Below are 15,437 nucleotides of genomic sequence, written 5' to 3'. Positions count from 1 at the left end.
GACCTTTATTTCAAACCATTAAATAAACTATATGAACACATTTACAGCCCGCGTAGAATTGCATAGTGCGAACCCGACCGATTATTCTAACCTGTATAATGAAATGCAGAAAGAATCGTTTGTGGTAGCTGGCGAAAAAGTAGAGACCGGTAATGTAGAATTTAAAAGCAAGGATAAAATATCGATCAGGGATGTGATAGATGCTGTTGTTCGGGCAGCTTCAAAAACAGGCAGGAAATTTTCGTTCACGGTGATGAAAGATAAGAACCTGGACAAAATGGAAAGCAGAATGCGCTATCATCTTCAGCATTGATGAATATCGTTCTTAGGTATGTATCATCTTTAAGTAAACGATTCTTTACTTAGGCAAGGAGGAAGTAGGAAGTATGAAGTATGACATAAGAAGAGATCTAACTTTTTAAACTAACAACTAAATTTTAACTCAAACTTCGTACTTCTTACTTCGTACCTCCTACTTCGTACCTCGTACTTCTTACTTTGCCATTCCTACTTCCCGCGCCTATCAATTCAGCGTAAGCAATCGGGTCAGCTCGCGCCGCCCGATGGTACATACTACGAAACCGGTTTCGTTATTAACGCCAAACGTTTGGCTGCCGCTTTTGGCTGTCAATAAATTTGGATTTATCTTGACGGCCCAATAAGCCCCCAAAAACCAAATCACAAATCTCAAGAACCAGATAAGTACCAGCTTGTAAATCTCAAGCCCCAACTAAAATCCAGCATATAAATCGCAAAAATTTGGGTTTGGGAATTATTTGAGATCCTGGATTTGAGATGTATTTGGTTCCTGGTGCTTGAAATTTGAGATTTTGAATCTGAAATTTATTTGGTTCTTGATGCTTGAAATTTGAGATTTTGAATCTGAAATTTATTTGGTTCTTGATGCTTGAAATTTGAGATTTTGCTTTTGGTATGATAACCAGTAACGATCTATGCTTAAACTAAAAAGAATGCCCCGTGCGGTCAGCCTTATGCTGATCCTGCTGCTGCCTGTAACCATTGCTGCGCAATTAAATGTAAAAGCTTCCTACGCACTTATCCAACGGGTATTACCCAAACACGCATCCCACTTTATTGTAGAGGAAATAGCCCCGGAGAACGGAAAAGATCTTTTTGAAGTGGAAAGCCGTGCCGGTAAAATTGTGCTGCGCGGTAATAATGGTACTTCTGTTGCTTCCGCTTTATATCATTACCTCACCGAATATTGTCATTGCCAGATCACCTGGAATGGCACCAACCTGTTTTTGCCGGCCAGCCTGCCGGTGGTAAAAGAGAAAGTGCATAAGTTCACCCCCTATACATATCGTTATTATCTCAACTATTGCACATTTAATTACAGCATGAGCTGGTGGGACTGGGATCGCTGGCAAAAAGAGATCGACTGGATGGCTTTGCATGGCATCAATATGCCGCTGGCCATTACCGGTGAAGAATACACCTGGTATATGGTATATAAAGACATGGGCTTTACTGACCAGGAATTGAAAGACTTCTTTTGCGGCCCTGCCTATTTCGCCTGGTTCTGGATGGGTAACCTGGATGCCTGGGGCGGCCCGCTGCCAATGAGCTGGATGAAAAGCCATAAAGAGCTGCAGGAAAAAATCCTGCAACGCGAGCGAGAGCTGGGCATGAAACCGGTGCTGCCGGCCTTTACCGGTCACGTTCCACCGGCGATTAAAAAGAAATACCCGAACGCAAAACTAAAAGCCACCAACTGGACGAATGGTTTTGCTGATACCTACATCCTCGATTCGGAAGATCCATTATTTGCGGAGATCGGAAAACGTTTCCTGCAAACGCAAACCAAACTGTTTGGAACAGACCATTTGTATTCCGCAGATACATTTAATGAAAATGAGCCACCGTCTGACGACCCGGCCTTCTTATCGGCATTGAGCGCGCGGATCTATGAAGGCATGAAACAGGCGGATACAGCCGCAACCTGGGTTATGCAGGGCTGGCTGTTCTATAGCGACCGCAAATTCTGGAAAGCGCCGCAAATTGAAGCTTTGCTGAAAGCAGTTCCCGATAATAAAATGATCCTGCTCGATCTTGCTACAGAAATTGAACCGGTTTGGAAACGCACCAACGCCTTTTATGGCAAGCCCTGGATCTGGAATATGTTGCACAATTTTGGCGGCAATGTAAATTTATTCGGACGCATGGATGGAGTTGCAGCCGGGCCTGCCCAGGCATTAAATGATAACAATTCAGGCAAGCTGTGGGGTATAGGATTAACCATGGAAGCCATTGAACAAAATCCGGTGTTGTATGAACTGATGATGCAGCACACCTGGCAAACAAGGGCTGTTGACCTGGATACCTGGTTGCCCAAATACGTATTGAACCGTTATTCAACGGCTGATAAAGACCTGGTGAACGCCTGGCAGATCCTCAGAAAAACGGTTTATAATGGCGCAGCGATCAGGGACGGCGCCGAATCGATCATTACCGGGCGCCCCACTTTTGACTCCACCACTGTATGGACCCGCACCAAACTGAACTACGCCCCCAAAGACCTGCTTCCTGCCTGGGACCTGTTCATACAGGCAGCCGCCAAAGGCGTCAATACTGATGGTTTCCGCTATGACCTGGTTGATCTTACCCGCCAGGTGCTTGCCAATTATGCGGCGCCGTTACAAAAAAAGTGGGTAGCTGCCTATAAAGAAAAAGACAGTACTGCATTTAACAGATACAGCCGCGCTTTTTTAGCATTGATCAGTGATATGGATCAGTTGCTGGCTACCCGCCGTGATTTTATGCTGGGACCGTGGATAGCTGCCGCCCGCAGCCATGGCACCACTGCTGCCGAAAAAGCTTTGTATGAACAGAACGCCCGCGATCTTATTACGCTGTGGGGCGACGCCAATAGTCCTTTGCATGAATACTCGAATCGCCAATGGAGTGGTTTGCTGAATGATTTCTACAAACCGCGCTGGCAGCAATTCTTTGCCATGCTGCAGGAAACATTGCGTACAAGCAGGCAACCCGACCTGAAACAGTTTGAAGAAGCCATTAAAAAATGGGAATGGAAATGGGTGAAAACACAGCAATCATTTCCCACGCAGCCGATTGGTAACGCGGTGCAATTGTCACAAACAATGTACCGTAAATACAGGAAGATAATTGAATAGTTGTTCAGTTATTCAGTTATTTAGTTATTCAACCCCGACTTGACTGTTTTTAAACTTAATAACTTATGAACTCAATAACTTAGATTTAATTGAACGTATACACAACACCAGGCAGCCAGCGCCCGAATTGAAATTGCGGGGCAAACGTGAGTGTGTTCCTGTTTTTAGCGGCCTCTTCCGATTTCAGCTTGGCATAACGGTGATAGTTATTGACCACCTGGCGGCCGATCAAATGGCCCAGAATGCCACCTATCAATACATCGGAAGCCCAGTGCTTGTTTTCGGTGATCCGGCTTAAACCAATTAAAGACGCCGCAGTATATGCAGAGATCTTCACCAGTGGCCGGTCGCTGTATTCCATGGCGTATACAGTAGCTGCTGCAAAGGCCAGACAGGTATGCCCGGATGGAAAGGAGGTATACGAATAACTATCCGGCCGGTTGCCGTTCTCATCTTTCCTGAACTGGTAAAAGGGGCCATGCCAGGCCGGACTGTTTGTGTTGGTTTCAGGATCGTAATAATAGGGCCGCTGCCTGCCCGATAAAAACTTGGCTGCTTCAAAGATCACCGCAGAGGTAATATATGCCTGTGTAGCCAGCAAGGTGGTGGTCTTTATTTTTTCGTTCTTAAAGAGCCAACCATACGTTCCCAGCGCAGCCAGGGTATACACCTCATAAGCGCCGCCAAAGCGGGTTATATATTTACTGGTGCTCACCAGGGTAGTACTATTCTTCCGCCAGTCCACTGCATTCCGGCTGATGGGTACATCCAGCAACAATACGCCGGCAGTAACGCCTGCTACTGCGGCTGTCCGGTACCACAACCGTGGTTTTGCATAAAATGGCGAGGTAACCTGTTGTTTCAGATCACTGGCCAGTAATTTCCAGTAAACGGGGAAGGTGATCTTTGTGGTTTGATTGTAGAATTCGCGCCTTATACTGTCCTTGTTGCCTCGTTTTAAGTAAGGAGGGATGCGGCTTAAACTGTCCATTTTTTTAAACAGCTCCTTTTGGGCTTCTGCCGCAAATGGCAGTGGTAACAGCATCCACCATAAAATACCATATCTAAGTAGGCGCCTCATAAACAATCCAATGGTGAGAACATAAGGTATCTTCGGGAAATGTCTTAAAAAATTATGCCAATACACGAAGTCAGAAGCCTGATGTCAGAAGTCAGAGAATATCTTATTTTAAAATCTCCTTCTAATTTCAGACTTCAGACTTCCGACTTCAGACCTCCGGCTTCAGACTTCAGACCTCCGGCTTCAGACTTCTAACAATGCCCAGTTCCAAACCCCGCAATTCTGCCAGTCCGCGCAAACGGCCGATGGCGCTGTAGCCCGGGTAGGTTGTTTTTTTCAGATCATCGAGCATCTGGTGGCCATGATCGGGGCGCATAGGCAGTGAAACGCCTCGCCTTCGCATAACCAGCACCAGTTCTTTGATCACCGCATACATATCCACGTCACCTGCAAGGTGGTCGGCTTCGAAAAAATTGCCGGCGCCGTCGCGTTTAGTGCTGCGCAGGTGAACGAAATGAATAAAATCGCCATAACGTTGAACCATGCCTGCCAGATCATTGTCTGCCCGCACCCCGAACGAGCCGGTGCAGAAACACAGGCCGTTTGCTTTTGCAGGTACAGCCTGCAGCAGATCCTTTACATCCTGCTCTGTGCTCATGATGCGGGGCAGCCCCAGCACCGGGTACGGCGGATCATCCGGATGGATCGCCATTTTCAGCCCGCATTCTTCTGCTACCGGAACTACCTGTTGCAGAAAATAAAACAAATGCTCTTTTAACTTCCTGGCATCAATGTGATGATACGTTTTTAATGCGGCCAGCACCTGCTCTTTGGTAAATGGTTCATCACTGCCCGGCAGCCCCAGCAGCGCATTACGGTACAGGGTTTCCTTTTTTTGAGGGGATATGGTATCGAGGTAATTTCGCGCAGCAGTAAGTTCTTCCTTTGTATATTCTTTTTCAGCACCTGGTCTTTCCAGCATGAACACATCAAAGGCAATAAAGGCCAGCCGTTCGAAATACAATGCCTTGCTGCCATCGGGCATTTCGTAATCAATATCGGTACGTACCCAATCCAGTATGGGCATGAAATTATAGGTGACCACCTTCAGGCCGCAAGCCGCTACATTACGCAGGCTTTGCTGGTAGTGCTGAATATACTGTTTGTAATTACCGGTTTGCTTTTTAATGTCTTCATGTACGGGCAGGCTTTCAATGACCGTCCAGCTCATACCGGCTGTCTCGATCATATTCTTTCGTTTGTTGATCTCGTCTATGGTCCAGACATCACCAACCGGTATGTGGTGTAATGCGGTTACCACCCCGGTACATCCTGCCTGACGAATATGTTGTAAGGGAACGGGATCATTAGGCCCGAACCAACGCATAGTATACTCCATAGAAAGTCTATCTTAAGTGGTTATTTGAGGATCTAAGTTACAGTTACAGGTTTCATGTTGCAGGTTACAGGAAATTCAGTTACCTGTTACCAGTTACCAGTTGCCGGGGCACAAACCCATGGCAGGCTGAGTATTGGCAGCCATGCTGCATTAAAGGCCTGGTAACCGGGAACCGGGAACAATTGACCTCACCACTCATCCGTCCTGAACGGCGATGCCGGCAATCCTTCTTTATTATACAAATTGGCTCCTTCGGGATTATCGGCCCAGGCGTAACGTACTGCTACGGGCGACGGCACCTGGTCGCTCCAAACAATAACTTTATTGCCTTCAATCGTGGCTTTGGCCCATACAAATTTTTTATCGGCTCCTGCAATAGCAAAATACTTTAACTCGCTGCCGCCTTTTGCCATCAGGCCGCTGCCGGTGCTCGTAAACTGCAGGATGACCTTTTTACCATCGATCTTCATGGACTGGTATAACGGTCCGGAATATACTACTTTCTTGTCGCCATACGCCTGCCGCTGTGCCCATAAGGCCAGCCTTTTACCCACATCCTCTTTGTTCAGCGGGTGAATATCGTTCCATTCGCCTGCGTCAGTGATCACCGCCATGCCGGTGTTGGGCAAAGCCAGGGTTTTCAACTGCGCTTCTCTCGTCATGGCCCAGCTGCTTTCACCGGGTTCCTTTTTAGTTTCCATATAATTTGCCAGCTGCACAAACAGGAAGGGGAAATTTCCCTGTTTCCATTCCTGCCGCCAGGTATTGATCACAGCCGGAAATAAGGTACGGTATTCAGCAGGCCTGCCGGCATTGCTTTCACCCTGGTACCAGATGACGCCTTTGATCCGATAATTCAACATGGGAGCAATCATGGCATTGAATAGTCCGGTCGGCTGATACTGAAAGAAAGTGGCTGGTGGTAAGGGCGAGGCGGTAGTGCCCAATGCAAATTGCCAGTCGCCGGTCAGCGGAATTGTTTGATCGCCCACCGTCAACTGGTAGGGTTTATCAGTAATGAACCCACCGCGGCCGGCATTATTGATCACCCGCACTACGATCGTATTCTTGCCGGGCTGTAACAAACCTGCTGGCAATTCGTATCGCCGGGGCGGGTATTGATAACCGATGGTGCCGGCAAAGCGGCCATTTACAAACACAGAGTCCTGGTCTACAATTCTTCCCAACAGCAGTTTCGCCGGCCTGTTCGCCATGGAAGCAGGCACCTCTATTTCTTTTTTGAACCACACGACTCCATGCACGCCTTTCAAACCATGCTCATCCCAAAATGCGGGTACGGGCATGGTTTTCCAGTCGCTCGTATTAACGCTGGGATCATACCAGGGTTTTGTATCATGTAATCCTTTATCCTGTACCCAGATGTTCTTGTACCAGTTATCGCGAATCTCTTTGTCATGGTTCCGGATGCTATCGAGATACGCGGGGCGTTTATACTTCGCCAGCGTTTCCAGGTGTCGCGGAAAAGCCTTTAAGGCGTTTTCCGTTAACCAGGCCTCAGCAGGTGAGCCACCCACACTGGCTTTTATCAACCCAATAGGGATGCGGTACTTTTCATACAGGGCTTTAGCAAAAAAATAGCCTACAGCCGTGAACTGTAATACCGTTTGCGGATCGGCCGGTTGCCAGCTGCCCGATTCAAGATCGGTACGTGTTTTTTGAAAATCATAAGTAGTAGCTACATTGAATTGCCTGATGGCGGGATTCGTTGCCTGCGCAATCACGGTTGCATACTTTTCCTTTACCCGCTCCATCGGTAACTCCATATTCGACTGGCCCGAACAAACCCATACATCGCCGATGAGGATATTCCTGATGACTATATTGTTGTTGCCACTGATCTCCATATTGTAGGGGCCGCCTGCCTGTTGGGCCGGTAACACGACTGACCAACTGCTGTCTTTACCCGTGGTGGCAGTGTACGTTTTATTGTTAAAGCGGACGTTTACCTTTTCACCTATGGAAGCCCAGCCCCAGATCTTAAGTTTAGTGTCCCGCTGCAGCACCATGTTATCGCTGATCAAACGTGGAAGCCGTATCTGGGCGGTGCCGCGCATGCAAAGGAAGCTTGCTATCAGTATGTGTAAGTAACGGATCATCGTTGATACCAGGTTCACAGTTTATAGTTTATAGTTGGTGAATGGTCAATGGTCAATGGTGAATGGTGAATGGTGAATGCTTGCCCGTCGGTAGCGACAGCGCAGGCGAGGTGAGTGGCTCGCTGCTTATGAAACTAATACTGAACTTGCACGGTCTCAAACTTACAGCAAACTGCCAACTCGTCCCGCCGAAGCCTTGCTGAAGGCCAATTGCCAACTGCTGTTCGCCCACTGGCCCTTCACCACAACCATTAAACAAGAAAGTCCGGAGCAAGCTACCCGCTGGTTGTAACTTCCTGCCGCACTTTCCGTCTTTATTGCGACAATTTGTAGGTGAAACCTTGTTTTCAAACGTTTTTATTAACATGGCAACCAATTGATACGCAATTGTCGACACTAATTTAGAGAGAAAAATGCATCAATGTAACCGATTACATTGTTTTTTTAAAAATAATTTTATTTTACCTTTACTATCATATATGTAAGCGATTGTATGACAAAACCCAAAGAAGTGACAATTTACGACCTCGCTCGTAAGTTGAACGTCTCTATAGCTACTGTAAGCCGGGCTTTGAAAGACGACCCGGTCGTAAGCAAGAAAACCAAGAAGAAGATCTTCGATCTGGCTGAAGAAATGGGCTATCGGTATAACCACTTCGCCCGCAATCTTCGGGAACAGCGCACCTATACCATCGGTGTAATTGTTCCGCGGCTCAACAGCTACTTCATGAGTACGGTGATAGCGGGTATCGAAAGCGTTGCCAACAACGAGGGCTATACCCTTATTATCAGCCAGTCGTCTGAAACAGCAGGTAAAGAAATAACGAACGCCAAAACCATGTTCAATAACCGGGTTGACGGCATGCTGGTGTCACTCGCTTACGATACCGACGATATTTCGCATTTTGACCAGTTCATTAAAAAGAACATCCCCCTCATTTTTTTCGATCGCGTTACTGATCATCCTGAATGCACCAGTGTATTGATCGACAACCGCAAAAGCGCTTATGAAGCTACCAGTCACCTCATAGCGCAGGGTTGCCGTCACATCGTTCATATTACAGCCACGCCAAAACGAAACGTATATATCGACCGGCTGGCTGGTTATAAACAGGCGCTGGCCGATCATCAACTTCCCTTTGATGAAAAATACCTGCTGATCAATAACCTGAGCCAGGAAGCGGGCGTGCAGGCAGCAGCCACCATATTACAGATGAACCCATTGCCCGATGCCGTTTTTGCCGCGAACGATAACTGTGCCGTTGGCTGCATGATGGCCCTGAAAAAAGCAGGCATCCGCATTCCGGCCGATATCGCTTTTGTCGGTTTTAACAATGACCCGGTATCTACGGTCATCGAGCCGAACCTGACAACGATCAACTATCCCGGTTATAAAATGGGAGAAATGGCAGCCGCCAGTCTGATAAATCATTTAAACGGCGTGAACAGCATTGACGCCACCAATACCATATTATTAAGATCAGAACTCATCATAAGGGCTTCTTCGCAAAAAATAATATCAGATAGCGAATAAAGAACAATTGGCAATAAACAATTGGCAATTGGCAATGGCAAAAGTTCCCGGTTATTGGTTTCCCCATACCGGGCAGTTAAATGAGTGACTGCAATCTGCAATAAGGGCCCGGCGACTGGTAACTGGTAACCGGTAACTGAAACTTTGAATTCATATGAAAAAATGGACTGGAATTATTATTGGTATTTTTCTCTCTGTTTCTGTACTTGGAGAAAACGGCTATCGTTTATGGCTGCGGTACAATACCATTGACAATGCTTCCCTTTTACAACAGTACCGGCAACAGATCACCAGTATCAGTTGTCCATCTGACAATGGCAGGCTCATTGCCGCCCACGAGGAATTGCAGGCCGGCCTTTCAGGATTGCTGGGCAAAAAGGTTCCCCTGCAAATGGCAGTCATCAATGGAACGATCATGATGGGCCGGCCGACACATTTACCATTTGTTCGTACCCTGGTAGGTGAAACCACACTGGCCAGTTTGGGCGAAGAAGGGTTCGTCATTCGCACGATACGTCACGATGGTAAAAATGTAATCTTAATTACAGGCAACAAGGAAGCCGGTATCCTGTATGGCGCCTTTCATTTTCTGCGCCTGCTGCAAACCCATCAATCCATTCAGCAACTGAATATTATCAGTGCTCCCAAAATACGTCTTCGGTTGTTGAACCACTGGGATAACCTGAACCGTACGGTGGAGCGGGGATATGCGGGCAATTCCATCTGGGACTGGCAGCGGCTACCCGGCTATATTGATCAACGCTATGTTGACTATGCGCGCGCCAATGCTTCCATCGGCATCAACGGTACGGTGCTTACCAATGTGAACGCCAATGCCATGATCCTGACCGAAAGCTGGCTGCAAAAAGTAGCGGCCCTGGCGGAAGTGTTCCGGAAATATAATATCAAAGTGTATCTCACGGCCCGCTTCAGCGCCCCGGTTGAAATAGGCAGGCTGAAAACAGCCGATCCGCTGGATCCCGACGTACAAAAATGGTGGAAAGAAAAGACCAATGAGATCTACCGGCATATTCCTGACTTCGGTGGCTTCCTGGTAAAAGCCAATTCAGAAGGACAACCCGGTCCGCAGAATTACCAGCGCACCCATGCCGATGGCGCCAATATGCTGGCCGATGCCGTAGCTCCCCATGGAGGCATTGTAATGTGGCGCGCCTTCGTTTACAGCAACGAATCGCCGGAAGACCGTTTCAAACAAGCATATAACGAATTCAAACCGCTCGATGGACAGTTCTGGAAAAATGTATTGATACAGGTGAAGAACGGTCCCATCGATTTTCAGCCACGCGAACCTTTCCATCCTCTTTTTGGCGCTATGCCCAAAACACCTTTGATGATGGAATACCAGCTTACGCAGGAATACATGGGCTTTGCCACCCACCTGGTATACCTTGCGCCCCTGTTTACCGAAGTGCTGAACGCCGATACGCACACGAAAGGAAGCGGCGATACGGTGGCCAGGATCATCGATGGTTCAGCCGATGGACATACCCTCACCGGCATGGCCGGTGTTTCCAATATTGGCAGCGATATCAACTGGACCGGACATCCCTTTGGCCAGAGCAACTGGTATGCATTAGGCCGGTTAGCCTGGGAGCCTGCCCTTACACCCGCGCAGATCGCGAATGAATGGATCAGGCAAACCTTCACCAATAAAAAAGCATTTGTCGATACCGTGCAGCAGATCATGCTCGCTTCGCGCGAGATCATGGTCAACTATATGACACCGTTGGGTTTGCATCATATCATGGGGTACGGCCATCATTATGGTCCTGCTCCCTGGTACGACAAAGCCCCGCGTGCCGACTGGAACCCGACTTATTTTCATAAAGCAGATTCTGTTGGTATCGGCTTCAACCGTACGGCCACCGGCAGCAATGCACTGGGGCAATACCAGCCTGCCGTGCGACAACAATTTGAAGATATGAATTCCTGTCCTGAGCAATTTTTACTCTGGTTTCACCATGTACCCTGGGATCATAAAATGCGCTCGGGCAAAACCCTGTGGGAGACGCTGTGCGACAAATATTACAGCGGCGTTGATTCGGTGCGCTGGATGCAACGCACCTGGAACCGGATGAAAGACCATATCGATCAGGAGCGGTTCAATGAAGTGCGGCAACTGCTGGCCATTCAGGAGCAGGAAGCCGTGTGGTGGCGCAATGCCTGCCTGTTGTATTTTCAAACCTTTTCCCGGCAACCTATTCCGGCAGGTTATGAAAAACCAAACAGGACACTGGAATATTACAAGGGCCTGAGTTTTCCGTATGCACCACATTAAGCAATGTGATAATGTAATAATGTGATAATATGATAATGTTATAATGGAATACAGGGTTTGATGATCGATTGACGATTCACGACAAGAACACGTTTGCACGGGAAAAGAAAACTTAGTAATGTAAGATCTATAAATCTAGTATTAATGAACACAGTTAACCAAACAGTAGCGATCGTAACGGGAGGTGGTTCCGGCATTGGCCTGGCCATTACAGAAAAATTTGTGCAGCACAACATCACTACAGTGATCGTAGGCCGCGACCAGGAAAAATTGCACCAGGCCAAACAAAAGCTGGGTGCATTATGTGTACCCATTGTTGCCGACCTGAGCGATCTGGACGCTATACCCTCACTGGTGAAACAGGTTATTACCCAATTCGGACATATCGATATCCTGGTGAACAACGCCGGTATTAATATGAAAAAAGAGTTCACCGAGGTAACCAATGAAGACTTTCAAAAAGTGATACAAACGAATTTGGTAGCAGTATTCGCATTGACCCGGGAAGTGGTAAAGAACATGTTACCTAATAAAAAAGGAAGTATCATAAACATCAGCTCCATGGCTGCCCAGTATGGTATTCCCAAGGTCATTGCTTATTCAGCGTCTAAAACAGCCATTGAAGGAATGACCCGGGCCATGGCGACGGAATTGTCGCCACAGGGTCTTCGAATCAATTGTATTGCGCCGGGTTTCATTGCCACTGACATGACCTCGAAAGCGTTTAACCAGGATACCGAACGCAAGAACAAAGCCCTGGGCCGTACCCCCATGGGCGTTATGGGCGCTCCTTCAGATATTGGTGATGCAGCTCTTTTCCTGGCTACCGATTCATCACGGTACATCACCGGCGTTGTATTACCGGTAGACGGCGGTAACTCCATCGGCTTTTAATTATTGATCAGGGTTTGCCATGGTCCTGTACCAGGTTCAGGGCCGTGGCCAACCTTGTTACTGACGATACGTTTATTGTTTTCCATATATGAAAAGAAAAGTGCTGATATTACTGGCCTGGCTGATGGCCAGTGCTGCCCTTGCACAGCAAGCGATCCTTCCTGAAAATGCGCCAGGGGCCTTTCCGATTGTTGCGGCGCAAAAAGCCAGTCCGGTGTATGTAGGTGCGGGCGATCACTGGCTGGTGCAAAAAGCAGCCGCTTTACTGCAAACCGATATAGAAAAGGTTACCGGCCAGCGGCCTGATACGGCTCACACCATTGCTGCGGCTTCTAAAAACATTATTATCATTGGGTCGCTGGATCAGTCATCGCTCATTAAGGAATTGGTTCAAACTAAAAAATTAACCGTTGACAGCATAGCCGGTAAATGGGAAGCTTTTCAAATCCAGGTGATAGCGAATCCCTACCCCGGTGTTGCCCATGCGCTGGTAATTGCCGGCAGTGATAAACGCGGCACTGCCTATGGCGTTTTTGAATTGTCGAAACAGCTGGGCGTATCGCCGTGGTACTGGTGGGCAGATGTGCCGGTGAAAAGATCAGCTTCCTGCTGGTATAACAGCGCAGTCAAACAATTCCAGCGCCCCGGTGTTACCTATCGCGGCATTTTTCTCAACGACGAAGCACCCGCTTTGTCGGGCTGGAGTAAAGCCACTTTCGGTGGCTTCAATCACTTATTCTATGAAAAAGTGTTTGAGCTGTTGCTTCGCCTCAAAGGAAATTATTTGTGGCCGGCCATGTGGGGCAATGCTTTCTACGATGATGATACACTGAACCCCGTGGTGGCCGATCAGTATGGCATTGTGATCGGCACCAGCCATCACGAACCCATGCTGCGGGCACATGATGAATGGCGGCGGTATGGAACCGGTAAATGGAATTACGACAGCAACGAATTGCAGTTGAAAAAATTCTGGGAAGCAGGCATTCGCCGTATGCGCAACTATGAAAGTATTGTAACCGTAGGGATGCGGGGCGATGGGGATGAGCCTATGAGTGAAAAAAGCAATATTGCTTTGCTGGAAAAAATAGTAGCCGATCAACGGGCGATCCTGGCGAACGTAACAAAGAAAGAAGCGGCGGCCACACCGCAGCTATGGGCTTTATATAAAGAAGTGCAGGACTATTACGACAAGGGCATGCGGGTGCCGGATGATATTACCCTTTTATTGTGCGACGATAACTGGGGTAACATTCGCAAGCTGCCGAAACGGAATGCACCTGCGCGTGCCGGCGGTTACGGGATCTATTACCATTTCGATTATGTGGGCGGCCCGCGCAATTACAAATGGCTTAATACGAATACCATCGCACGCACCTGGGAACAAATGAACCTGGCCTATGAATATGGGGTCAACCGTATCTGGATCGTAAATGTAGGCGATCTGAAACCCATGGAACTGCCGATATCTTTCTTTCTGGATCATGCCTGGGCCCCGCAGCAATATACAACGGATCGTTCGCGTGCGTATACCGAAGCCTGGGCCGTACAACAATTCGGTCATCAACATGCAAAAGAGATTGCCCGGCTGCTGGCGCTTTATACGCAATACAACAGCCGCCGTAAACCGGAATTGCTGTCGCCGGATACCTACAGCCTGATCAATTACCAGGAAGCTGAAAAAGTGGTACAGGAATACAATGTTTTGGCAGCAAAAGCGGAACGCATCTCCAAAGCATTACCTGCCGACGCAAAAGACGCTTTTTACCAACTGGTGTTATTCCCCATAAAAGCCTGCGCCAACCTGAATGAGTTGTATGTAACCACCGGTAAAAATCACTTGTATGCAAAACAGGGCCGGGCATCCACCAATGCGCTGGCCGCCCGTGTTCAGGAATTATATATGGCAGATTCTTTACTCACCATCCAATACAACCGGGAACTGGCCAATGGAAAATGGAACCATATGATGGATCAAACACATATCGGTTACACCTACTGGCAACAACCCCCGGCTAATAAAATGCCCGCGGTTAAAACCATTACGCCGGTTGCCGGTGCAGCTATGGGTATTGCCATTGAAGGATCGGAACTGGCCTGGCCGGGTAATTCCGATAGCGCTACCCTGCCCGGCTTTTATTCACAAAATCCCCAAAAGCATTATTTCGAGATCTTTAATAAAGGCGCATCCCCTTTTAATTATTCCATTCGTTCTGCAAAACCCTGGTTGCAATTCTCCTCTGCCAGCGGACGAACAGACAAGGAAAAACGCATCTGGGTACAGGTTAACTGGCCGGCCGTTCCAATGGGAACCCATCGCATTCCGGTAACCATCACCGGCCCGGATAAACAAGCGGTAAAGATTTGTGCGGTCATTAAAAAGATAAAACTGCCTAAGATAGATCCATCGACCTATGTGGAAAGCGACGGTCATATTTCCATAGAAGCAGATGCGTATAAAAAAGCAGTCCCCGATAAAGAGGGCCGCTGGATGCGCATACATGATATTGGCAGAACCGGCAATGGCATCACCTATTTCACCAATGCTACTGCAGCGGAACAACCCAACAGATCATCAGCGCACCTGACGTACAACATGTATACAACCGATTCCGGCGCCACCAGGGTAATGCTGTATTGTTCGCCCAGCCTGCCCTTCAATGAATCATCGGGATTGCGCTATGCTATTGCCTTCGACGATGAAACGCCGCAGGTGGTTAACCTCCATGCCGATAATTCAGACAGGGCCTGGGCGCAATCGGTAAGCAACAATATCAGGATCAGCACCTCAACACATAACCTGTCCAAAGCAGGTCATCACACGTTGAAGATCTGGCCGCTTGATAACGGCATTGTGCTGCAAAAGATAGTGATCGATTGGGGCGGGGTTCGCAAGAGCTATCTCGGGCCGCCTAAACAATGAGCTAATATAAATTCCCGACTGACGATTCAGGATTGACGATTGACGATTGTCGACTCACGATTCACGATTCACGATTCACGATCAAACAACGCATA

At 48.0% G+C, this 15,437-nt stretch carries 9 protein-coding genes; 6 read left to right on the top strand and 3 right to left on the bottom strand.

Translation table 11 applies throughout. From position 1 onward, the window contains the following. Positions 1–31 precede the first annotated feature (31 nt). Both JUB15_RS02015 and JUB15_RS02010 read left to right on the top strand, forming a co-directional pair. Positions 32–313 carry a hypothetical protein gene (locus JUB15_RS02015; RefSeq protein ID WP_207510646.1) on the top strand — a complete coding sequence of 94 codons (282 nt, stop codon included), beginning with the start codon at positions 32–34 and terminating at the stop codon, positions 311–313. Between the two features lie 640 nt (positions 314–953). Continuing rightward, positions 954–3,155, top strand: a complete 2,202-nt coding sequence (locus JUB15_RS02010; protein WP_207510645.1) for an alpha-N-acetylglucosaminidase — start codon at positions 954–956, stop codon at positions 3,153–3,155. An 85-nt stretch (positions 3,156–3,240) separates the two neighbouring features. Here the strand turns inward: JUB15_RS02010 and JUB15_RS02005 are convergent, their stop codons facing one another. The 3 genes from JUB15_RS02005 to JUB15_RS01995 all read right to left on the bottom strand — a co-directional run bounded on the left by JUB15_RS02005 (position 3,241) and on the right by JUB15_RS01995 (position 7,710). After that, positions 3,241–4,236, bottom strand: coding sequence for a phosphatase PAP2 family protein (locus JUB15_RS02005; RefSeq protein ID WP_207510644.1), 996 nt, complete (start codon positions 4,234–4,236; stop codon positions 3,241–3,243). A gap of 169 nt (positions 4,237–4,405) precedes the next feature. Further along, complete coding sequence (gene uxuA / locus JUB15_RS02000; protein ID WP_207510643.1) at positions 4,406–5,575, bottom strand: mannonate dehydratase; 1,170 nt, start codon at positions 5,573–5,575, stop codon at positions 4,406–4,408. Positions 5,576–5,763: 188 nt separating this feature from the next. Further along, positions 5,764–7,710, bottom strand: a complete 1,947-nt coding sequence (locus tag JUB15_RS01995) for a sialate O-acetylesterase (RefSeq protein ID WP_369411483.1) — start codon at positions 7,708–7,710, stop codon at positions 5,764–5,766. Positions 7,711–8,185: 475 nt separating this feature from the next. Between JUB15_RS01995 and JUB15_RS01990 the strand changes: the two genes are divergently transcribed. The 4 genes from JUB15_RS01990 (at position 8,186) to JUB15_RS01975 (ending at position 15,342) form a co-directional block, all read left to right on the top strand. After that, positions 8,186–9,226: a LacI family DNA-binding transcriptional regulator gene (locus tag JUB15_RS01990; RefSeq protein WP_207510642.1), complete on the top strand. Its 1,041-nt coding sequence runs from the start codon at positions 8,186–8,188 to the stop codon at positions 9,224–9,226. A gap of 154 nt (positions 9,227–9,380) precedes the next feature. Further along, positions 9,381–11,525: an alpha-glucuronidase family glycosyl hydrolase gene (locus tag JUB15_RS01985; RefSeq protein ID WP_207510641.1), complete on the top strand. Its 2,145-nt coding sequence runs from the start codon at positions 9,381–9,383 to the stop codon at positions 11,523–11,525. 144 nt (positions 11,526–11,669) lie between these two features. Continuing rightward, a complete protein-coding gene (locus tag JUB15_RS01980) occupies positions 11,670–12,419 on the top strand; it encodes an SDR family NAD(P)-dependent oxidoreductase (RefSeq protein WP_207510640.1) in 750 nt (249 codons plus the stop codon). Between the two features lie 88 nt (positions 12,420–12,507). Then, positions 12,508–15,342: a glycosyl hydrolase 115 family protein gene (locus JUB15_RS01975; protein ID WP_207510639.1), complete on the top strand. Its 2,835-nt coding sequence runs from the start codon at positions 12,508–12,510 to the stop codon at positions 15,340–15,342. Positions 15,343–15,437 lie beyond the last annotated feature (95 nt).

Origin of the sequence: Longitalea luteola (genome assembly GCF_017356035.1) — a bacterium.
Lineage (GTDB): Bacteria > Bacteroidota > Bacteroidia > Chitinophagales > Chitinophagaceae > Niastella > Niastella luteola.
The sequence above is the reverse complement of the archived record's forward strand: the minus strand, read 5'-3'. Positions and strand labels throughout refer to the sequence as shown.

What these genes read in the sequence shown, in the direction of transcription:
- JUB15_RS02015 (WP_207510646.1), top strand. Translation starts at nt 32, where the DNA reads ATGAACACATTTACAGCCCGCGTAGAATTGCATAGTGCGAACCCGACC.
- JUB15_RS02010 (WP_207510645.1), top strand. Translation starts at nt 954, where the DNA reads ATGCTTAAACTAAAAAGAATGCCCCGTGCGGTCAGCCTTATGCTGATC.
- JUB15_RS02005 (WP_207510644.1), bottom strand. Translation starts at nt 4,236, where the DNA reads ATGAGGCGCCTACTTAGATATGGTATTTTATGGTGGATGCTGTTACCA.
- uxuA (WP_207510643.1), bottom strand. Translation starts at nt 5,575, where the DNA reads ATGGAGTATACTATGCGTTGGTTCGGGCCTAATGATCCCGTTCCCTTA.
- JUB15_RS01990 (WP_207510642.1), top strand. Translation starts at nt 8,186, where the DNA reads ATGACAAAACCCAAAGAAGTGACAATTTACGACCTCGCTCGTAAGTTG.
- JUB15_RS01985 (WP_207510641.1), top strand. Translation starts at nt 9,381, where the DNA reads ATGAAAAAATGGACTGGAATTATTATTGGTATTTTTCTCTCTGTTTCT.
- JUB15_RS01980 (WP_207510640.1), top strand. Translation starts at nt 11,670, where the DNA reads ATGAACACAGTTAACCAAACAGTAGCGATCGTAACGGGAGGTGGTTCC.
- JUB15_RS01975 (WP_207510639.1), top strand. Translation starts at nt 12,508, where the DNA reads ATGAAAAGAAAAGTGCTGATATTACTGGCCTGGCTGATGGCCAGTGCT.